At 64.7% G+C, this 19,922-nt stretch carries 17 protein-coding genes and 1 pseudogene; 3 read left to right on the forward strand and 15 right to left on the reverse strand.

The features are described 5' to 3' along the window. Positions 1-4 precede the first annotated feature (4 nt). A complete protein-coding gene (locus DBO85_RS10435; protein WP_108107195.1) occupies positions 5-1,024 on the reverse strand; it encodes a CNNM domain-containing protein in 1,020 nt (339 codons plus the stop codon). A gap of 219 nt (positions 1,025-1,243) precedes the next feature. Between DBO85_RS10435 and DBO85_RS10440 the strand changes: the two genes are divergently transcribed. Then, entirely contained in the window at positions 1,244-3,484 is a 2,241-nt protein-coding gene (locus DBO85_RS10440; protein WP_108107196.1) for an esterase-like activity of phytase family protein, read from the forward strand. 42 nt (positions 3,485-3,526) lie between these two features. Here DBO85_RS10440 and DBO85_RS19700 read toward each other — a convergent pair whose 3' ends face one another. The 4 genes and pseudogenes from DBO85_RS19700 to DBO85_RS10455 form a co-directional block, all read right to left on the reverse strand. Further along, on the reverse strand, positions 3,527-4,390 hold the full coding sequence (locus tag DBO85_RS19700; RefSeq protein ID WP_407681463.1) for a methyl-accepting chemotaxis protein: 864 nt from the start codon (positions 4,388-4,390) through the stop codon (positions 3,527-3,529). Then, positions 4,388-5,182 (reverse strand): annotated as a pseudogene (locus DBO85_RS19705) (Tar ligand binding domain-containing protein); the annotation flags it as partial. The gene DBO85_RS19700 and the pseudogene DBO85_RS19705, both read right to left, overlap by 3 nt. A 106-nt stretch (positions 5,183-5,288) precedes the next feature. Continuing rightward, positions 5,289-7,031 (reverse strand): S8/S53 family peptidase, encoded by a 1,743-nt coding sequence (locus DBO85_RS10450; RefSeq protein WP_108107313.1) that lies wholly within the window; start codon positions 7,029-7,031, stop codon positions 5,289-5,291. Between the two features lie 79 nt (positions 7,032-7,110). Then, the gene (locus DBO85_RS10455) at positions 7,111-7,476 is read right to left on the reverse strand and encodes a YidH family protein (RefSeq protein WP_108107198.1); all 366 of its coding nucleotides are present in this window, start codon (positions 7,474-7,476) and stop codon (positions 7,111-7,113) included. A gap of 272 nt (positions 7,477-7,748) precedes the next feature. Between DBO85_RS10455 and DBO85_RS10460 the strand changes: the two genes are divergently transcribed. Both DBO85_RS10460 and DBO85_RS10465 read left to right on the forward strand, forming a co-directional pair. Beyond that, positions 7,749-8,345: a LemA family protein gene (locus tag DBO85_RS10460; protein WP_108107199.1), complete on the forward strand. Its 597-nt coding sequence runs from the start codon at positions 7,749-7,751 to the stop codon at positions 8,343-8,345. Positions 8,346-8,364: 19 nt separating this feature from the next. After that, entirely contained in the window at positions 8,365-10,293 is a 1,929-nt protein-coding gene (locus DBO85_RS10465; RefSeq protein ID WP_108107200.1) for a M48 family metallopeptidase, read from the forward strand. 24 nt (positions 10,294-10,317) lie between these two features. Here DBO85_RS10465 and DBO85_RS10470 read toward each other — a convergent pair whose 3' ends face one another. The 10 genes from DBO85_RS10470 to atpG form a co-directional block, all read right to left on the reverse strand. Beyond that, complete coding sequence (locus tag DBO85_RS10470; protein WP_108107201.1) at positions 10,318-10,509, reverse strand: DnrP protein; 192 nt, start codon at positions 10,507-10,509, stop codon at positions 10,318-10,320. Between the two features lie 18 nt (positions 10,510-10,527). Then, a complete protein-coding gene (locus DBO85_RS10475) occupies positions 10,528-11,211 on the reverse strand; it encodes a Crp/Fnr family transcriptional regulator (protein WP_108107202.1) in 684 nt (227 codons plus the stop codon). 133 nt (positions 11,212-11,344) lie between these two features. Beyond that, positions 11,345-11,812: a hypothetical protein gene (locus tag DBO85_RS10480; RefSeq protein WP_108107203.1), complete on the reverse strand. Its 468-nt coding sequence runs from the start codon at positions 11,810-11,812 to the stop codon at positions 11,345-11,347. Positions 11,813-11,859: 47 nt separating this feature from the next. Then, a complete protein-coding gene (gene ytfE, locus DBO85_RS10485) occupies positions 11,860-12,528 on the reverse strand; it encodes an iron-sulfur cluster repair protein YtfE (RefSeq protein WP_108107204.1) in 669 nt (222 codons plus the stop codon). 162 nt (positions 12,529-12,690) lie between these two features. Beyond that, positions 12,691-14,532 (reverse strand): glutamine--fructose-6-phosphate transaminase (isomerizing), encoded by a 1,842-nt coding sequence (glmS, locus tag DBO85_RS10490; protein ID WP_108107205.1) that lies wholly within the window; start codon positions 14,530-14,532, stop codon positions 12,691-12,693. Between the two features lie 5 nt (positions 14,533-14,537). Continuing rightward, positions 14,538-15,320 (reverse strand): DeoR/GlpR family DNA-binding transcription regulator, encoded by a 783-nt coding sequence (locus DBO85_RS10495; protein WP_108107206.1) that lies wholly within the window; start codon positions 15,318-15,320, stop codon positions 14,538-14,540. A gap of 197 nt (positions 15,321-15,517) precedes the next feature. Next, a complete protein-coding gene (glmU, locus tag DBO85_RS10500) occupies positions 15,518-16,882 on the reverse strand; it encodes a bifunctional UDP-N-acetylglucosamine diphosphorylase/glucosamine-1-phosphate N-acetyltransferase GlmU (RefSeq protein ID WP_108107207.1) in 1,365 nt (454 codons plus the stop codon). Positions 16,883-17,105: 223 nt separating this feature from the next. After that, a complete protein-coding gene (locus DBO85_RS10505) occupies positions 17,106-17,534 on the reverse strand; it encodes a F0F1 ATP synthase subunit epsilon (RefSeq protein WP_108107208.1) in 429 nt (142 codons plus the stop codon). Positions 17,535-17,608: 74 nt separating this feature from the next. Beyond that, positions 17,609-18,985 (reverse strand): F0F1 ATP synthase subunit beta, encoded by a 1,377-nt coding sequence (gene atpD / locus DBO85_RS10510; protein WP_108107209.1) that lies wholly within the window; start codon positions 18,983-18,985, stop codon positions 17,609-17,611. A gap of 30 nt (positions 18,986-19,015) precedes the next feature. After that, positions 19,016-19,885, reverse strand: a complete 870-nt coding sequence (atpG, locus tag DBO85_RS10515) for a F0F1 ATP synthase subunit gamma (RefSeq protein WP_108107210.1) — start codon at positions 19,883-19,885, stop codon at positions 19,016-19,018. Positions 19,886-19,922 lie beyond the last annotated feature (37 nt).

Genomic DNA, 19,922 nt, shown 5'->3' on the forward strand with positions numbered 1-19,922 from the left:
GACCTCAGCGGCCCTGTTTCAGGCGGTGTTCCCAGCGCCGCTTGGCAAAGCGGCGCATGTTCGGGATGTCGTCGGTTTCGTCCAGGATCGGCTTGCCGATGATGGTTTCCATGATGTCTTCCAGCGTCACCAGGCCACGCCAGCCGCCGAACTCGTCGTAGATCAGGCACAGGTGCTGGCGATCCTGCATCAGCTGGGTCATCAGGCTTTCCACGCTGGTGCTTTCCGGAACCACCTTGATCGGCTTCATGATCGAGGACACTGGCGCCTCCGGGTCTTCGGCGCTGAGCGCGTCATAGCGGAAGATCACGCCCAGCGGTGCTTCGTCCTCGTCGACCACCGGGTAGCGCGAGAACTGGCTCTCGCGGATCTGCTCGCGAAAGCTGGCGATATCCAGCTGCGGCAGCACCGAGGTGGCCACGGTGCGCGGCGTCATGATGTCGCGCACGCGCATCTCGTGCAGATCAAGAATGTTGCTGATGACACGCTGCTCGTCCTCGTCCAGCGTGTTCATTTCGCGACCCAGTAGCGCGAGCGCCTTGATTTCCTGGCGAACGTCGTAGTCCGGCTCCTTGCCGCCAAACAGCCGCATGACCAGGTCGGACAGCACGATGAACGGCTTGAGGATCAGGATCATCGCGCCCAGCAACGGCGGCAGGAAGGGCGCGATCTGCGGCCAGTAACGCGCGCCTATGGTCTTGGGCAGGATCTCCGACAGCACCAGGATCAGGAGGGTCATCACCGCCGAGGCGATGCCGAGGTAGCCATTGCCGAACACCAGCGTGACCTGCGCGCCGACACCGGTCGCGCCCACGGTATGGGCAACGGTGTTGAGGGTAAGAATGGCGGCGAGCGGCTGGTCGACCTTGTCCTTGAGCCGCTTGAGGCGCTCGTAGAGCTTGGGCCGCTCCAGCTTCTGCTGGGCGATGTAACTGGGCGTCAGGGACAGCAGTGCGGCCTCGAGGATGGAACAGACGAACGAGACCAGGATGGACAGGACAGCGAACGCTATCAGGAGTGTCATGGCGGGGCGGATCGAACCTCAATGAAAGGGGCCGCAAATGATATCGGTGCCCTGTTCAAGGCATCGGCTGCAATTGCGACAAAAGCTTTCCCTGACCGTTGCGCGTGATCCTCATCACATACGACGAAGCTGTCGCAATCCCGTCACCGGGCGGTAAAGCACATGCCCCAGGTTGGCCGGACCTGAGCAGTCCCCAGCGTCCAACTTCCGGAGACACCCATGACTCGTCGTCCCACCCCGCTCAAGCAATGGCGCCTGCGCGCCGCCAGCCTCGCCCTGACCCTGCCATTGAGTCTCGCCGTCGCGGCGGCGAACAAACCAGCCCAGGGTGACTACTTCGAGCGTATCGCCACCTTCCCGGTCTATCACAACCTCGCCGAAGGCGAGGCGCGCGCGACCGAGACCGTCGCCGAGATCACCACCGCCAGTAGCGACGGCAGCACCCTCTACTACACCGACAGCCCGCGTCAGCGCCTGGGCCTGGTCGATATCCGCAACCCCGAAGCGCCCCGGCCGGCCGGGTTCCTGCAGCTGGAGGGCGAACCGACCTCGGTCGCCACTCACCGTCACTTCATCCTGGTCGCGGTCAACACCTCGCTCGACTACGCCCGTCCCGACGGTGTGCTGGCGGTATTCGATATCCGCGATCCGCGCGCGCCCAAGCGCGTGGCCAGCCTGGCCACGGGCGGCCAGCCCGATTCGGTGGCAGTTTCGCCGACCGGCCGCTTCGCCGCGGTGGCGATCGAGAACGAGCGCAACGAGGACCTCAACAAGGGCCTGTTGCCACAGTTTCCCGCCGGCCACCTGAATGTCGTCGACCTCGCCGGGCAACCGGCTGATTGGCGCATCCGCAAGGTCGCGCTGAGCGGCCTGGCGAAGATCGCCGGCGAGGACCCGGAACCCGAGTACGTCAGCATCAACGCCTTGGACATCGCCGCGGTGACCCTGCAGGAGAACAACCACGTGGTGCTGGTCGATCTGCGCCGGGCGCGGGTGCTGCATCACTTCAGCGCCGGCAGCGTCGATCTGCACGGCGTCGACATCGAGGAGAACGACCGCATCCAGCCGACCGCCAGCCTGCTCGGCAAGCGCCGCGAGCCGGATGCGATTACCTGGGTCGGCCCGCTGCTGGCCACTGCCAACGAGGGCGACTACAAGGATGCGGACAAGGTCGAGGGCGGCAGCCGTGGCTTCACCCTGTTCGACCCGCGCGGCAAGATCTGGCACGAGTCAGGCGCCAGCCTCGAGCAGGCGCTGATCCGCGCCGGGCACTACCCGGAAAGCCGCTCGGAGAACAAGGGCATCGAGCCCGAGGGCATCGCCAGCGCGCGCTTCGGCAAACGCCAGCTGCTCTTCGTCGGCAGCGAGCGGGGCAACCTGGTGGCGGTGTACGACGCCAGCAAGCCCTGGTCGCCACGCCTTGAGCAACTGCTGCCCACCGGCGTCGGTCCGGAAGGTCTGTTGCCGATTCCGTCGCGCAACCTGCTGGTGGTCAGCAGCGAAACCGACGCCGCCGATGACGGCTATCGCTCGACCCTTTCGATCTATCGCCTGGGCGCCAAGCGCGCCGAGTATCCGCAGATCCAGTCTGACCCGAAACAGTTGCTGCCGTGGGGCGCCCTCAGCGGCATGGTCGCCGATCGCGACGCACGCAAACGCCTGTACGCGGTGCCGGACAGCTACTACAAGGCCTCGCGGATCTTTCGCATCGACGCCGGTCGGACCCCCGCACTGATCGACGGCGAGATCGAGCTGCACAAGGGCGGCAGCAGCGTCGACTACGACCTGGAAGGCATCGCCCAGGCCGGCAACGGCGACTTCTGGCTGGCCAGTGAAGGTGACGGCAAGAAGCGCCCGAACCTGCTGCTACGCACCAACGCCAGCGGCGAGGTGCTGCGCGAGTACGCGCTGCCGGAGGCGGTAGCGGCGCAGGCCACCAGCAACGGTTTCGAAGGGGTCGCGGTGACCGGCGAGGGTGCGCTGGAGCGCGTCTACGTCGCCTTCCAGCGTGAATGGCGCAACGACCCTGCCGGTCAGGTGAAGATCGGCGTGTTCAACCCGAACAACGAGCAGTGGCGCTTCTTCCACTACCCGCTGGACCAGGCGCCGGACGGTGCCTGGGTCGGTCTGTCGGAGATCACCGCGGTCGACGACGAGCGCTTCCTGGTGCTGGAGCGCGACAACCGCAGCGGCCCGGATGCCGAGGTCAAGCGTCTGTACGGCATCTCCATCGCCGGGGTCGAACCCCAGGCTGACGGCACCACCCTGCCGCTGCTGCGCAAACGCCTGGTGCGCGACCTGCTGCCGGACCTTGCCGCCAGCAATGGCTGGGTGCCGGACAAGGTCGAGGGTGTGGCGCTGGATACTCGTGGCGAGCTGTTCGTGGTCACCGACAACGACGGCGTCGAGGACGCCAGCGGCGAAACCCGCTTCCTGCGCCTGGGTCGCCTGCGGCCCTGACAAGCGTACCCGGGCCGCACGGCGCGGTCCGGGTGCCGGACATCAGGTGCGGAACTGGCCCACCAGTGCCTGCAGCTGACCCGCCAGGCGGGCCAGCTCTTCGCTGGTGGCGGCGGTCTGTACCGCGCCGGCGCTGTTCTGCTCGGCGATCTCGCTGACCGTGATGATGTTGCGATTGATCTCCTCCGCAACCGAACTCTGTTCCTCGGCGGCGGAAGCGATCTGCGCGTTGAGGTCGGTGATGCTGCCCACCGCCTGGGTGATGACGGCCAGCACGTCGCCCGTACGGGCCACCTGCTCGACCCCCTGCCGTGCCTGCTCGCCGCCACTGTGCATGACCTTCACGGCACTGCGGGCGCCCTCCTGCAATTTCTCGATCATGCCCTGGATTTCGGTGGTGGATTGCTGGGTACGCGATGCCAGGCTGCGCACCTCATCCGCGACCACGGCAAAGCCTCGGCCCTGCTCGCCCGCACGCGCGGCCTCGATGGCGGCGTTGAGCGCCAGCAGGTTGGTCTGCTCGGCGATACCACGAATCACATCGAGGATGCTGCCGATGCGCTCGCTGTCCGCTTCGAGTTGACGGATCACCTCGGCCGCGCGGTTGACCTCCGCCGCCAGGGCATCCATCACTTCGACGGCACGCTGCACCTCCTGGCGACCCGACGCCGCTTCGTGATCGGCATGTCGGGCTTCCTCGGCGGCGCCGGCGGCGCTGCGCGCCACCTCCTGCACGGTGGCCGTCATCTCGTGCATGGCGGTCGCCACCTGGTCGGTTTCCGCGCGCTGACGCTGGATGCCGGCATTGGTCTGCTGCGTCACCGCCGACGTTTGCTCAGCGGCGGCAGCGAGCTGGGCAGTGGCACCGCCCAGCTCGCTGACCATTCCATGGAAGCGCTCGCGCATGCGGTTGAAGGCCGCGGCGATGTGCCCCAGTTCATCGCCGGCCTGATAATCCGCCGTCACAGTGAGGTTACCGGCCGCCATCTCGCTGGAAGCACGCTCCAACGCACGGACAGCGCGACCGATACCCGTGATCGTTAGCCAGGCCAGCAGGCTGCTGAAACTGATCGCCAACAGAATGACTACCAGCGTAACGCGCAGGGTGCTTGCGTAACGTGCTTCGGAGCCGGCGAACTCGGCATCGGCCACCTCCAGCTGCAGCTGCAACAAGGCATCAGCCGAGCCGCTGGCCTTGGTGAAAGCCGGATTCAGCTTCTGCAGCAGCAACTGATTGGCGTCGTTGTAACGACCTGCCTCAAGGGCACCCATGACGGGCTCTACACCGTCGTTCAGGAAGCTCGCTCGGGCACTGGCAAAATCCGCAGCAAAGCGTTTCTCCTGATCGGTCAGGTAGGTCGCCATGTAGGCCTGCCAGAGAGCACTGGCCTTGTCGATATTGCTACGGACCTGCTGGAGATGGCTGTCCTGTGAATGGTCGTGCAAAGCGCTTAATGGACTATCAGGATCGTGCTGCAGGGCCAACAGCAGCTGCGCGCGACTGTCATGCATCAGTGCGGTGATCTGGCTGACCTGGCCGGTGGGAATCAGGCGATCCTGGTAGACCGTATTGAGCGCGTCCTTCACGTCGCGCATACCCAACAGCCCGAGCGCACCGATCACCAGCATCAGCAGGACAAGCAATGAGACCAGCACGACCAGGCGTGTTCTCAGGGTGAGGTTCTGAATGAAAGTCATGAGCACCCTATTCGCGTTGATCAGGAAGACATAAACCTATCGACCGTGCGGGTACTAGCTTGAATACGGCATCAGGTCTTTTTCCAAAAGACGCTGACGCCCCAACTCAGCGCACCCGGTCGCGACTTTGCCGCGCCAGCTCAAGCGCCTTGCGCATGTCCAGCCGGGCCGAGCGGCCGACGTCCGGATGATCCAGCTGATAGGCACGCTCCGAGGGCAATATCGGCGCGGTCAGGTCTTCGGCGTCGACGGCTTCGAAGTCGCCGCCGATGGTCATGGCACTGCGGCGCAGCAGCATGCGCAGTTCCTCGGGTCGCAGCTGCGGGTTGATCGACAGCATGGCCGCGACCACCGCGCTGACCAGCGGCGTGGCATAGGACGTGCCGCAATGCACCTCGCCGCGCTTGCCGGCCTCGGCCGTGGAAGCCCGCACGCAGGCTGCGGCCATGACATCGACGCGCATGTCGAGATTGGAGGAGTCTCGCCGGCTGACGTAGTCCGGATCCTCCACCGAGCCCTTGCTGCGCGGATTGCGTTGATGGCCACCGACCACCAGCAACTGGTCGGTGACGAAGGAGGACGGCAATCGGTATTCGTCAGCACCGGAGTGCGCCGCACCATTGCCGGCGGAATTGATCACCACCACCTCGGGATGTTCGCGACGCAACCAGAGGAAGAACTCTTCGAGCAGTTCCTCGTAGCCGCTCATGGCGATGCCGGAACGCACCAGCGAGTCGACCTCATCACCTTCCACGTCACGGGTGCCGATACGGTGGATGCCCCAGCTCCAGTTGAGGATTCGCGCGCCGTCCTCGACCAGATTCACCGAGGCGGCAATGTTGGCACTGATGCCGGCGTCCGAGTTGCGCTCGACGATGACCTCGAAGCCCGGTCCGACATCGTCCAGTGCCTGCAGAAAGCCGCTGTTGCCGCCTTCGCCCCAGTTCGCCGCAAGTATTCCCGCGACCGTGCTGCCGTGGCCGTCCGCGCGGCTGGCGTCACGACCGTAGACACAGGTGCGCCCCTGCGGGTGGCAGGCGCCGAGATAGGCGCTGAAGTCTGGCGCATCGAAATCCAGGTCGCGCTCGATCACGCCGATGCGCAGCGGCGTAGGTGCTTTCCCGGCCGGCAGCAGACCCTCTGCATGACGATAGAAATGCACGGCGTCAGCGGCGCGGTTGGCGATCCATTCGTCCTGGCCGGATTGTCTGACGGAGGCGTTGCGCTCAGCTTCCTCGCCCTTCTCCGGCGCCGATTCCTCGACCACCACGGCATCGACGCTGGTTTCGCTGCCGATGCGCAGGATCAGCGCATCACGTTCGAGAAGGTTCTTCGCCGGTATGCGCAACTGGTAGAAATTCAGCGGCGGTATCGCGCCGACCACCTGCGCCTGGTACTTCTCGGCAAGCCGCCGTGCCTCGGCCAGGCCTTCGTGCTTCTCCTCGATCAGCAGGCCGACCAGGTCGCGGTAGCTGGTCAGGCCATCGCTGTTCTTTTCCACCTCGTCCGGGCCGGCGGCCAGTACCTGGCTGCGGCCGCTGGAGAGCCAGACCGGGTTGCTGCGGCGCTTGCCCTGCTCGAGATGCAACGCGGCGCTTGGTGTATTCACCGGCAGCGTCAGGCGCAGGCTGGCACCCTCGCGCTGCACCGTGTCGCTGGCCAGACGCTGCTCGCCCAGCAGCACCTCCAGCGGCCCCTCCTCGATTCCGCGAACGCTCAGGCAATAGCTCAGGCGCTGCTCTTCGAGCAGGTCGCCGCAGCGCTGCAGCTGGGTGATGCGCAGCGACTCGACGGCATCACAGAACGGGGCAAACAGAACAAGCGCAAACAGCAGGGGACGGGCGGCCACGGCAGACTCCGAAAGCGGGAACTCGGGATTGCGACCCACCCCCCCGAGCGGCGTTCCATCGCCACCGACCGCCGCCCATTCAAAGCAGGAACAGATAACCCGCCAGCAGCAACCCCAGCAGCGCCACGACGAAATTGGCGAAGGGTCCGGAAGAGACGCTGTAACCCTCCGGGATCTCTATCGGCTTGAGGGTCTTCACCACCCGCCGGTACTGCAGGGACGACCAGAGCGCGGTCCAGGCGCCGAGCAACAGGAAGGCCACACCAGCCCACAGCTGGGCCTGATGCTCGAACGCAGACACCGCATCCGGACGCAGCAGACGCAGCAGCAACGCGGAACGTTCGACCAGAAAGCCGAAGGCGATCAGCGCCAGGCTGGTGCGGTTCCAGGCCAGCAGCGTGCGCTCGGCGGCAAAGAACACCCGTGGATCGTTTAGCTCGGACATGCGGCGGACCTCCTTCGAATCAGAGCGACACTCTAGCGTGGGTGGCCACGCGTCGGGTGCGGGCAGGCGTTCGCGACGGTGGATCTTCCGGGGCCCGCAGGCGGAGGACGGATTGCGCACAGGTCACAGAACACACCTCTTTCAACCCGTCCAAATGCTTGGCTAGCAGCCGGCTTCGCGGTGGGGTTGGCAAAGCCGCCGAGGCCGAAGTCCGCCCTGCAGCGAATTGGGCTACCATCGAGCTCCCTCAACGCCTCGAAAAGGATCTCTCCATGGCCATCTCCACGCTCATCTTTCTGGCCGCACTGGCCGCGCTGGTCTTCTTCATCATCGGCATCTACAACCGCCTGGTCACCCTGCGCAACCGCTTCCAGAACGCCTTCGCGCAGATCGAGGTGCAGCTCAAGCGTCGCTACGACCTGATCCCCAACCTGGTCGAGACCGCCAAGGCCTACCTGAGTCACGAGCGCGAGACCCTGGAAGCGGTGATCGCCGCGCGAAACGGTGCCGCCGCAGGCCTGCAGGCTGCCGCCGAGAAGCCGGGAGATGCTCGCAGCATGGCGCAGCTGGCCGGCGCCGAGGGCATCCTCAACAATGCTTTGGGCCGTCTCAACGTGGTGATGGAAGCCTATCCGGATCTCAAGGCCTCGCAGAACATGCAGCAGGTCAGCGAGGAACTGACCAGCACCGAGAACAAGATTGCCTTCGCCCGTCAGGCCTTCAACGACGCGGTGATGACCTACAACACCTACAAGCAGAGCTTCCCGCCGGTGATGCTGGCCGCCACCTTCGGCCATGGCCAGGACGCCAGCCTGCTCGAGTTCGCCGACAGCGCGGCGTTCCAGGAAGCACCCAAGGTTTCCTTCTGATCCAGCGCGCGGGTAGTCGATGAACTTCTTCGAGCAGCAGGACCGCGCCCGGCGCAACAGTGGCCGCCTGGTCATTCTGATGATCCTGGCGGTGATCGGTCTGATCGCCTTGACCAGTATTGCCCTGGTACTGGTGTGGCAGTTCTTCGGTGGCACGTCGACTGGCGCCGCCCCGATCAACCGCTGGGAGCTGATCGGCATGGTCTCGGTGCTGGTGATCAGCGTGGTGTTGATCGGCAGCTTCTACAAGCAGGTCCAGCTCAGCCGCGGCGGCAAGGTAGTCGCCCAGCGTCTCGGCGGCAGGCTGATCAACCTGGAGCCTCAGGGCCTCGCCGAGCGCCGGCTGCTCAATGTGGTCGAGGAAATGGCGCTGGCTTCCGGCACCGCAGTACCGCCGGTGTATGTGCTGGAAGATGATGCGATCAACGCCTTCGCTGCCGGACTGACACCGCAGGATGCGGTCATCGGCATTACCCGGGGAGCTCTGGCTACCCTCTCGCGGGAAGAACTGCAGGGCGTGATCGCCCACGAGTTCAGCCATATCTTCCATGGTGACATGCGTCTCAACACCCGACTGGTATCGGTGCTGCACGGCATCCTGCTGCTTGGACTGATTGGCGGCTTCCTGCTGCGCAGCATGAGTCGCACCCGGGTGCGCAGCAGCAACAACCGCAACGGTGGTGGCGCCATTGCTGCGGTAATGGGCATCGGGCTCACACTGTTCGTGGTGGGTTACGCCGGCACCTTCTTCGGCAACCTGATCAAGGCCGCGGTCAGCCGTCAGCGTGAGTTCCTCGCCGACGCCTCGGCAGTGCAGTTCACCCGCAACCCGGGCGGCATCGCCGGTGCGCTGAAGAAGATCGGCGGTCACGTCGCCGGCTCGAAACTGCAGGCCGCCAACGCCGCGGAATTCAGCCACATGTACTTCGGCGAGGGTGTGTCCGTGGCAATGGATGGCCTGATGGCGACCCATCCACCGCTGGGCGATCGCATCCGTCGCATCGAACCGCGCTGGGACGGCAGCTTCCCCGCCGTGATGATCGAGGACAGCGAAGGAGCCCTCCGCGCACAGCAGCCTCTGCCGGATGCTGCCGCAGCCTGGGCCGAGCAGGCGGGGGTGCTGGGCATGGCCGCCGGATCATTCGGTAGCGGCGCCGCGGAGCAGGCGATCGCCGCCATCGGTACGCCGGGGCAGGCTCATCTGCAGCACGCGCGCGGCGCGCTGCAGCGTCTGCCGCAAACCCTGCGCGACGCCGCGCACAGCTGCGTCGAAGCCCAGGCGCTGATGTTCGGCCTGTTGCTCGACGCGGACGAGCAGGCTCGTCAGCATCAGCTGTCGTTGCTGCGTCCGCAGCTCGACCTGGCGCTGAACACCGCTCTCGATCAGCACATCAGCGCCCTGCTCGAACTGCCGGCCGATCTGCGTCTGCCGCTGCTGGAGCTGTCGATCCCCGCACTCAAGCAGCTGGAGAATGCCGAGCAGCTGGCGCTGCGGCGCAACCTGGCAGCGCTGATTCTGGCGGACCGTCACGTCAGCCTGATGGAGTGGAGCCTGCTGCGGATCATCGAGCGCAACCTGTCCGGGCCGAGACCCATCGACGGCCGCCACCACCTGGTCGAGCTGGCCCACGAAAGCCAGGTGCTGCTGTCGGCCCTGGCGCATGCCGGCCATGCCGATCCGAGCGAAGCAGCCGCGGCCTTCGCTGCCGCCTGCGCGACGCTGCCATTCGCCGAGCTGCAGCTGTTGGGTACGGAGGTGGCCGATCTGAAGGCCATGGACGAGGCGATCAAGCGGCTCAACCGCCTCTGGCCGCTGCAGAAGCCGCAACTGCTCAAGGCGATGCTGGTCTGCGTGGCCCACGACGGGCGCATCGAGCCGGCCGAGGCCGAGCTGATGCGCGCAGTGGCCGATTCGCTGGACTGCCCGATGCCGCCGCTGCTGCACTGACACAGCCGCAGCGGCCGATCAGCATCAGGCGATGCTGCGCGGCAGCCAAAGGATCATCAGCGCGCAGAACAGCGCAAGACCGATACAGAACCACAGGAAGCGCCGCTGGCGACGCTCGCCAGCCTGCACCGAGCGCGCCGGCAGCGGCATTCCACAACCTTCGCAATCACTGGCGGAAACCAGGTTGTCGCGCTGGCAATAGAGACACCGAATCATCGCGCTACCCCCGCAATCTCACTCGAACTGTTCCAGCCGCAGCCGGTCGAGCACGTCGATCTGGCGCCCATCGATGCCGATGATGCCCTCGGCCTCCAGACGATGAATGATCCGCGAGAAGGTTTCCGGCTGGATCGACAGTTGCCCGGCAACCAGTTGCTTGGCCACCGGCAGCTCCAGACAACGGCTGCCCGCCGGCATCTTCATCAGCTCGGTCAGCAGGTAGCGCACCACCCGATGGGTGGCGTTCTTCAGCGACAGCGTCTCGATCTCGTTGAGGCGCTGGTGCAGGCGGATACACAGTTTGCCGAGCAGGGCGAAGGTCAGTCCCTGATTGGCCTGCAGCAGGCGCATGTAGGCGGTCTTGGAGAACCGGTAGAGCTGGGTGGGTGCCACTGCGGTGGCCGAGGCCACGTAATTCGGCGTATCCATAAGAATCATGGCTTCGGCAAAGGTCTGCCGGTCGCCGATGATCTCGAAGATCTTTTCCTGGCCATCGGGCGTCAGGCGGAAAATCTTCATGCAACCGGAGATCACGAAGTAGAAAGCGTGCGCCGGTTCACCCTGCTGGAACAGCTGCTCGCCCTTGTCGAGATTGACCAGCTGGCTGGCCGCGAGCAGCTCGTCAAGCTGCTCCTCGTTGAGGGGTTCGAACAGATGATGGCTGCGGAGGATCTGCTGGTGTACGCGATGCGGGCCCATGCCTGGTGTCCTTGAGCTGGGGTACGCGGAGGACTTGCCTGCCGCAGGGGGACTCGAGTCTAACCCGGACCTGCTGCTCGGGTGGGCGTTCGGCTCGGACGACAGCTGGCGCAGTTCAATGAGCATGACCGGGCTACTGCGCAGACGCGACGAAGCTGCGCCGGTATTCCTGCAGGACATCATCCAGCCCCGCCAGAGCGGCCTGCGTCTCACGGCCTTCCCCAAGCTTCGCCGCATTCGCCAGCAGCGGCAGCAACAGGGCATGCAGCGCAGCATCGGCGGCGGGTTCGAGTCGGCAGTTCTCGATCAGCAGGGCAACCTCGCCCTGCACCAGAGAGCCCAGGGCAGAGGCGTCGAACGCCGCACCGCGTGCGTGCGCTTCACCAACGGCCGTTTCGATCCGCTGCATGCCATTGATCAGGCTGCGGTCCGCCAGCCAGGGACCTGCACCGGCCGGGGCGGTATGCAGATGCTCCGCGTGATCGGCGGAAGCACCTGCCGCGTGGCTGTCTGCGACCACCATGAACAGCGATAGGCTGCTGGCAGCCGTGAGCATCCCGGCGACTGTCAGGCCCCAGAGCAGCGGTTGGATGAATTTCATTCGAGTACCTCCTGCGCCCGTTCGCCACCGAACGGTTGACGGCGGATTCAATGAGCCTGGGCCCGCTGGAAGAGCACGTTGTTCTCCAGGTGGATGTGCTGCATGAGGTCGTCGCGCAGCTCCTGCAATCCGGTATAGAGCGCCCGCCAGGTATTGCAGGCGTTGTCCGGCGGGGTGATGTCGCGCGTCAGGGCCGCCAGCCGGGCCAGCGCCTCGGCGTGCTGCTCGTGCTCGAAGCGCATCACCGCGATGGGGCCGCCGGCCTGGGCACCCAGCCCCTGCTGGAGTAGCGGGAACAGGATCTGCTCCTCCTTGAGCATGTGGCTCTCCAGTTCCTGGTGCATGTTGGCCAGATGATCGGCGAGACCTTCCGGGCACTCGGACCTGGCGCCATGCACCTGCTCGACACGCCGGGCCAGGCGAATCAGTTCGGGAAGCTGGCGGCGGTGGCGGTCATGGAAGCGCACCAGGATGTGTTCGATCAGCTCGCCCAAAGGCTGTACGCGCCAGTCAGTCGCATTCGACGGATCGGCCTTGAGCGCCTGCAGCTCGCCGAGCAGGGCTTGCGGGTCCTGGCCACGCTGGCGCAGTGCGTCGCCCAGGCGCTGCTGGCCGCCACAGCAGAAATCCAGCTGATGACGACGCAACACCATGGTCGCGCCAGGAATGTCGCAGGCCAGTTGGCCGAGGGAAGCATCGAGGAGGGAATCGGTCATCGCAGATCATCCAGTGAAAGGCTTTCTTTCCCTGAGCAATCCGGATGCCACATCTAACTCATTGAACTTAAAGCATTTTTGTAACTGTAAAGGTCATATTGACCACTGCGGACAGGGTTCTTTTAACCATAAGCGGTAAAAAGAACCCTGACCTTGCCGCGTTTATTCCACGGTGACCGACTTCGCCAGGTTGCGCGGCTGGTCGACATCGGTGCCGCGCAGCACCGCTACGTGATAGGAGAGCAGCTGCAGCGGAATGGTGTAGAGGATCGGCGCCAGTGCATCGTGAATATGCGGCATGTTCACCACCTGCGTGCCCTCGCCATTCTCGAACCCGGCTTCACGGTCCGCGAAGACGATCAGCTCGCCACCGCGTGCGCGCACTTCCTGCAGATTCGACTTGAGCTTCTCCAGCAGCTCGTTGTTCGGCGCCACCGTAACTACCGGCATGTCGCCATCCACCAGCGCCAGCGGGCCATGCTTGAGCTCGCCGGCCGGATAGGCCTCGGCATGGATGTAGGAGATTTCCTTGAGCTTGAGCGCCCCTTCCATGGCCACCGGATACTGCGCGCCACGGCCGAGGAACAGGGTGTGGTGTTTCTCGGTGAAGCGCTCGGAGAGTTTCTCGATTTCCCGGTCCATCGCCAGCGACTCGGCCAGACGCATCGGCAACCGGCGCAGTTCGGCAACCAGCTCGGCTTCGCTGGCGCGACCCAGGTTGCCCTGCACCTGGCCGATCGACAGGGTCAGCAGCATCAGGCCAACCAGCTGGGTAGTGAAGGCCTTGGTCGAGGCCACGCCGATTTCCGGACCGGCCTGGGTCAGCAGGGTCAGGTCGGACTCGCGCACCAGCGAGCTGGTGGCGACGTTGCAGATCGCCAGGCTGCCCAGGTAGCCACGCTGCATCAGCTTGGCGTTGCGCAGCGCCGCCAGGGTGTCCGCCGTCTCACCGGACTGGGAGATGCTGACGAACAGAGTGTCCGGTTGCACCACCACCTTGCGGTAACGGAATTCGCTGGCGACCTCGACCTGGCAGGGAATGCCGGCCAGCTCCTCGAGCCAGTAACGCGCGACCATGCCGGCGTGATAGCTGGTGCCGCAGGCGACGATCTGTACATTGCGCACCTTGGCGAACAGCGCAGCCGCCTGGGGGCCGAAAGCCTCGACCAGCACCTGGTCATCGCGCAGCCGGCCTTCCAGGGCACGCTGCACCACTGCCGGCTGCTCGTGGATCTCCTTGAGCATGAAGTGCCGGTACTCACCCTTGTCGGCGGCTTCGGCACCTTCGTGGTACTGCACTGCCTCACGCTGGACTTCGGCGCCGTTGACGTCCCAGATCTGCAGAGCATCGCGGCGTATTTCCGCAATGTCGCCCTCTTCCAGGTAGACAAAGCGGTCGGTGACCTGGCGCAGCGCCAACTGGTCGGAGGCGAGGAAGTTCTCGCCCATGCCCAGGCCGATCACCAGTGGGCTGCCGCTGCGCGCAGCGAGGATGCGATCCGGCTGGCGCGCACTGATCACCGCCAGGCCATAGGCACCATGCAGTTCGGGGATGGTCGCCTTGAGCGCGGCGGTGAGGTCACCCAGGCTGTCCAGCTTGTGGTGCAGCAGATGGACGATGACTTCGGTGTCGGTATCCGAGGTGAACACGTAGCCCAGGGCCTGGAGGCGGGTGCGCAGGGCTTCATGGTTTTCGATGATGCCGTTGTGCACCACCGCCAGCTCGCCGCCGGAAAAATGCGGGTGGGCATTGCGCTCGCAGGGCGCGCCGTGGGTGGCCCAGCGGGTATGGGCGATGCCCAGGCGGCCGTTCAGCGGCGCCTGGCCCAGCGCCTGCTCAAGCTCGGCGACCTTGCCATTGCGGCGGCAACGCTGCAGGCGGCCATCGGCCTCGACCAACGCCACCCCGGCACTGTCATAGCCACGGTATTCGAGGCGCTTGAGCCCCTCGACCAGAATCGGCGTGATATTGCGCTCGGCGACTGCACCTACGATGCCACACATGTTCACTACTCCTTGGAGGGTTGGATCCGCGCGCAGATCAGGCGAACGCCCCGCGCAAGAATCAGATCACGCGCCGCTTCGTCGAGGCGCTCGTCGGTAATCAGGGTATGGATGCTACTCCAGGGCAGCTCCAGGTTCGGAATGCGCCGGCCGATCTTGTCGGCCTCGGCCAGCACTATCACTTCACGGGCGACCTCGGCCATCACACGCGACAGACCGAGCAGTTCGTTGAAGGTGGTGGTACCGCGTTCCAGGTCGATGCCGTCGGCACCGATGAACAGCTGGTCGAAATCGTAGGAGCGCAGCACCTGTTCGGCGACCTGGCCCTGGAAGGATTCAGAGTGCGGGTCCCAGGTGCCGCCGGTCATCAGCAGCACCGGCTCGTGCTCCAGCTCACGCAATGCGTTGGCGACGTTGAGCGAATTGGTCATCACCAGCAGGCCGGGGGTCGGCCCAAGGCGCGGGATCATCGCCGCGGTGGTGGTACCGCTGTCGATGATGATCCGCGCGTGTTCGCGGATACAGCCCACCGCGGCGCTGGCGATGGCCTGTTTCCAGGGCGAGAGTGATTGCGGCGCTTCGTCGGCGATCAGCTCTTGCGGCAGCGGCACCGCACCGCCGTAGCGACGCAGCAGCAGGCCGTTCTTTTCCAGCGCTGCAAGATCCTTGCGAATGGTCACTTCCGAGGTGGCAAAGCGCTTTGCAAGCGCATCCACGCTGACCTCGCCCTGCTCGGAGAGCAGCGCGAGGATGGCGTGGCGACGTTGCGGTGTGTTGCGCTTCGACATCTATTAAGTTTCGATTCGAAATTTAAGGTCGCGAATCAAAACATAAAGCCACTGGAAGCTGCAAGCTGGACGCCATTCCACGGGAAACTCTGCCGCTGGCGACGATCATCGTCGGAGGAGGATGGCCGACGCCCTCCACCCGACAAGGTTTCCGGCGCAGCCTGCGGCGTTGTGCTTTCCAAGCGCCTACCACCGGCTCAGGGCTTTTTCTTCACCGGCCTTTTCCAGCCTTCGATATTGCGCTGCTTGGCTCGGCCAACCGCCAGCGTGCTGGCGGGCACATCGGCGGTGACGGTAGAGCCTGCGCCGGTGGTGGCGCCATCGCCCAAGGTCAGCGGCGCGACCAGCGAGCTGTTGGAGCCGATAAACACGTCCTCACCCATGACCGTGCGCGACTTGTTGGCGCCGTCGTAGTTGCAGGTGATGGTGCCGGCGCCAATGTTGCTGCGCGCGCCAATCTCGGCATCGCCCAGATAGCTCAGATGACCGGCCTTAGCGCCCTCGCCCAGCACGGCATTCTTCAGCTCGACGAAGTTGCCGACATGCGCCTGGGCGCCCAGCACGCTGCCCGGACGCAAGCGGGCGAAGGGACCGCAATCGGCTCCGGCGCCCAGCTCGGCGCCATCCAGGTGACTGTTGGCCTTGACCACCGCACCGGCGCGCAGGGTGCTGTCCTTGATCACGCAGTTCGGCCCGATGGACACGCCATCCTCGATCACCACTCGGCCTTCGAGGATCACGTTGACGTCGATCAGCACGTCGCGACCAACCAGCACTTCACCGCGCTGATCGAAGCGCGCCGGGTCCAGCAGGGTGACGCCCTGGGCCATCAGGCTGCGCGCCGCACGCTGCTGGTAGTGCCGCTCGAGCTGGGCCAGCTGGATACGGTCGTTGGCGCCGAGCACCTCCATCTCGTCGCCGGCCTGGGCGGTGTCCACCACCAGACCGTCGGCCACCGCCATGGCGATCACGTCGGTCAGGTAGTACTCGCCCTGGGCGTTGCTGTTCGACAACCGGCCGAGCCAGTCGGCCAGACGCGCGCCTGGAACGGCGAGGATGCCGGTGTTGCCTTCACGGATGGCGCGCTGCGCCTCGCTGGCATCCTTGTGTTCGATGATCGCCTGCACCTGGCCGCCGGCATCACGCAGGATGCGTCCGTAGCCGGTGGGGTCGGCGAGTTCGACGGTAAGCAGGCCGAGCTGGCGATCGCTGACCTTGCCCAGCAGGCCCTGCAGGGTCGCGCTCTGGATCAGCGGCACGTCGCCGTAAAGGATCAGCACCTTTTCTGCCGTCAGCTGCGGCAGGGCCTGGGCGACGGCATGGCCGGTACCCAGCTGTTCGGCCTGGATCACGAAGTTGAGATCGTCCGCCGCCAGACGCTCGCGAACCTTGTCCGCGCCATGACCGATCACCACCTGGATGCTCTGCGGGGACAGACTGCGCGCCGTGTCGATGACATGCGCGAGCATCGAACGGCCGGCGACCGGATGCAGCACCTTCGGCAGGGCCGAGCGCATGCGGGTGCCCTGGCCCGCGGCAAGAATGACGATATCGAGTGACATGAGGATTCCTTTACGAACTGACGAACCGTTGACGGCAGCCACGCGTCCGGCCGGCATCGGCGTGCCCGCCGGCAGCGCGTACGCTGCCTCTTCCCTGTTGCAACGCAGAACACCGCCCACGGCTGCGGACGGGATCCTGATTAAATCCGGAAAAAGAAAAAGGGTAGCCAAGGCTACCCTTTTACTCGCGTGCGATGAAGTCGCCCACGGCGATCCGATGGGATCAGCCGCGACCGAACTTCTTGCGCATTTCGCCGATGGTCCGCAGCTGGGCGACTGCCTCAGCCAGGCGGGCAGCGGTGGAACCGTAGTCGAATTCCGCACCCTGTTCGCTCAGGGCCTTCTCGGCGGCCTTGACGGCCTCCTGAGCTGCGGCTTCGTCCAGATCCTTGGCGCGGGTGGCCGTATCGGCCAGAACCTTCACAGTGTTCGGCTGCACTTCGATGAAGCCGCCGGAAATGTAGAAGATTTCCTCGCTACCACCCTGCTTGATCACGCGTACCGGGCCCGGCTTGAGACTGCTGAGCAGGGGCGCGTGATTGGGCAGGATACCCAGGTCACCTTGGTGACCGTGGGCGATGACCATTTCCACCAGGCCGGAGAAGAGTTCCTCCTCCGCGCTGACGATGTCGCAATGGACTGACATAGCCATTCTCATGCCTCGGTCGTAATCCGGTGGGAGCAAGCTCCCACCATCAGGGAACGCCTGTCACCAGGCGCAGCCAATTACAGCTTGCTCGCTTTCTCGACGGCTTCGTCAATGGAGCCGACCATGTAGAACGCCTGCTCCGGCAGGTGATCGTAGTCGCCATTGAGGATGCCCTGGAAGCCACGGATGGTTTCCTTCAGCGAAACGTACTTGCCCGGGGCGCCAGTGAAGACTTCGGCCACGTGGAACGGCTGGGACAGGAAGCGCTGGATCTTACGCGCGCGAGCCACCAGTTGCTTGTCCTGCTCGGACAGCTCGTCCATACCCAGGATCGCGATGATGTCCTTCAGTTCCTTGTAGCGCTGCAGCACGTACTGGACGCCACGGGTGGTGTCGTAGTGCTCCTGGCCAACTACCAGCGGGTCCAGCGAACGGCTGGTGGAATCCAGCGGGTCGACGGCCGGGTAGATACCCAGGGAAGCGATGTCACGGGACAGAACCACGGTCGCATCGAGGTGGGCGAAGGTGGTCGCCGGGCTCGGGTCGGTGAGGTCATCCGCGGGAACGTAGACGGCCTGGATCGAGGTGATCGAGCCGGTCTTGGTGGAGGTGATGCGTTCCTGCAGAACACCCATCTCTTCGGCCAGGGTCGGCTGGTAGCCCACCGCGGACGGCATACGACCCAGCAGCGCGGACACTTCGGTACCGGCGAGGGTGTAGCGGTAGATGTTGTCGATGAACAGCAGAACGTCCTTGCCTTCTTCGCGGAACTTCTCGGCCATGGTCAGGCCGGTCAGTGCCACGCGCAGACGGTTGCCTGGCGGCTCGTTCATCTGACCGTAGACCATCGCTACCTTGTCGAGAACGTTGGAGTCCTTCATCTCGTGATAGAAGTCGTTACCTTCACGAGTACGCTCACCGACACCGGCGAACACGGACAGACCGCTGTGCGCCTTGGCGATGTTGTTGATCAGTTCCATCATGTTGACGGTCTTGCCCACGCCGGCGCCGCCGAACAGGCCAACCTTGCCGCCTTTGGCGAAGGGGCAGACCAGGTCGATGACCTTGATGCCGGTTTCCAGCAGATCGGTGCCGCCAGCCTGTTCGGCATAGGTCGGCGCCGCGCGGTGGATGCCCCACTTCTCTTCGCAGGCAACCGGACCGGCTTCGTCGATCGGCTCGCCGAGGACGTTCATGATCCGGCCCAGGGTGCCGGCGCCAACCGGTACGGCAATCGCCGCGCCCGTGTTGGCGACGTCGAGGCCACGCTTGAGGCCTTCGGTGGAACCCATGGCGATCGCGCGAACGATGCCGTCGCCCAGCTGCTGCTGGACTTCCAGGGTGGTTTCCGCGCCTTGAACTTTCAGCGCGTCATAGACGTTCGGGACCTGATCGCGCGGAAATTCCACGTCGATGACGGCGCCGATGATTTGAACGATGCGTCCGCTACTCATCTTTGGTTCCTCTGAATATTTGAACCGTTCTTAAACCGCGGCAGCGCCGCCGACGATTTCCGAAATTTCCTGCGTGATCGCAGCCTGGCGAGCCTTGTTGTACACCAGCTGCAGCTCCTTGATGAGCTCGCCGGCGTTGTCGGTCGCGCTCTTCATGGCGATCATCCGCGCGGCCTGTTCAGCTGCACTGTTCTCGACCACGGCCTGGTAGACCTGGGACTCGATGAAGCGAACCAGCAGATCATCCAGCAGCTGCTGGGCGTCCGGCTCGTAGATGTAGTCCCACAGACCCTTCTTCACGCCCGCTTCCTGACCGACTGCCGAAGTGAGCGGCAGCAACTGGTCCAGGGTCGGCTTCTGGGTCATGGTGTTGATGAACTTGTTCGACACCACGTACAGACGGTCGATACGGCCGCTGTTGAAAGCATCGAGCATGACCTTGACGCTGCCGATCAGATCATTGATCGACGGGCTCTCGCCAAGACCGCTGATGGCTGCAACCACGTTGCCGCCGGTGCTGCGGAAAAAGCTCGCACCCTTGCTGCCGATCACGCAAAGCTCCGCCTCGACCTTCTGGTCGTGGAACTGCTTCATGTCCTTGATCAGGGTCTTGAACAGGTTGGTGTTCAAGCCACCGCACAGTCCGCGATCGGAGGATACGACGATGTATCCGACGCGCTTGACCGGGCGCTCGACCATGAACGCGTGGCGGTACTCAGGATTGGCATTGGACAGATGCCCAATTACCTGACGGATCCGCTCCGCGTAGGGACGGCTGGCTGTCATGCGCTGTTGAGCCCTGCGCATCTTGCTGACCGCCACCTTTTCCATGGCGCTGGTGATCTTCTGCGTGCTCTTGATGCTCGCAATCTTGCTGCGAATCTCTTTTGCGCCTGCCATTTGACACCTATCGGGGTTAGCAGGCGGGGACCCAAGG

It is taken from the genome of Pseudomonas mangrovi (assembly GCF_003052585.1).
Classification (GTDB): domain Bacteria; phylum Pseudomonadota; class Gammaproteobacteria; order Pseudomonadales; family Pseudomonadaceae; genus Aquipseudomonas; species Aquipseudomonas mangrovi.

Excerpts from the sequence above, each read along its gene's own strand:
- DBO85_RS10465 (WP_108107200.1), top strand. The coding sequence starts at position 8,365 with ATGAACTTCTTCGAGCAGCAGGACCGCGCCCGGCGCAACAGTGGCCGC.
- DBO85_RS10455 (WP_108107198.1), bottom strand. The coding sequence starts at position 7,476 with ATGTCCGAGCTAAACGATCCACGGGTGTTCTTTGCCGCCGAGCGCACG.
- DBO85_RS10480 (WP_108107203.1), bottom strand. The coding sequence starts at position 11,812 with ATGAAATTCATCCAACCGCTGCTCTGGGGCCTGACAGTCGCCGGGATG.
- atpD (WP_108107209.1), bottom strand. The coding sequence starts at position 18,985 with ATGAGTAGCGGACGCATCGTTCAAATCATCGGCGCCGTCATCGACGTG.
- DBO85_RS10505 (WP_108107208.1), bottom strand. The coding sequence starts at position 17,534 with ATGGCTATGTCAGTCCATTGCGACATCGTCAGCGCGGAGGAGGAACTC.
- DBO85_RS19700 (WP_407681463.1), bottom strand. The coding sequence starts at position 4,390 with ATGCGCGAGCGCTTCCATGGAATGGTCAGCGAGCTGGGCGGTGCCACT.
- DBO85_RS10475 (WP_108107202.1), bottom strand. The coding sequence starts at position 11,211 with ATGGGCCCGCATCGCGTACACCAGCAGATCCTCCGCAGCCATCATCTG.
- glmS (WP_108107205.1), bottom strand. The coding sequence starts at position 14,532 with ATGTGTGGCATCGTAGGTGCAGTCGCCGAGCGCAATATCACGCCGATT.
- DBO85_RS10495 (WP_108107206.1), bottom strand. The coding sequence starts at position 15,320 with ATGTCGAAGCGCAACACACCGCAACGTCGCCACGCCATCCTCGCGCTG.
- atpG (WP_108107210.1), bottom strand. The coding sequence starts at position 19,885 with ATGGCAGGCGCAAAAGAGATTCGCAGCAAGATTGCGAGCATCAAGAGC.
- ytfE (WP_108107204.1), bottom strand. The coding sequence starts at position 12,528 with ATGACCGATTCCCTCCTCGATGCTTCCCTCGGCCAACTGGCCTGCGAC.
- DBO85_RS10440 (WP_108107196.1), top strand. The coding sequence starts at position 1,244 with ATGACTCGTCGTCCCACCCCGCTCAAGCAATGGCGCCTGCGCGCCGCC.
- glmU (WP_108107207.1), bottom strand. The coding sequence starts at position 16,882 with ATGTCACTCGATATCGTCATTCTTGCCGCGGGCCAGGGCACCCGCATG.
- DBO85_RS10470 (WP_108107201.1), bottom strand. The coding sequence starts at position 10,509 with ATGATTCGGTGTCTCTATTGCCAGCGCGACAACCTGGTTTCCGCCAGT.
- DBO85_RS10435 (WP_108107195.1), bottom strand. The coding sequence starts at position 1,024 with ATGACACTCCTGATAGCGTTCGCTGTCCTGTCCATCCTGGTCTCGTTC.
- DBO85_RS10460 (WP_108107199.1), top strand. The coding sequence starts at position 7,749 with ATGGCCATCTCCACGCTCATCTTTCTGGCCGCACTGGCCGCGCTGGTC.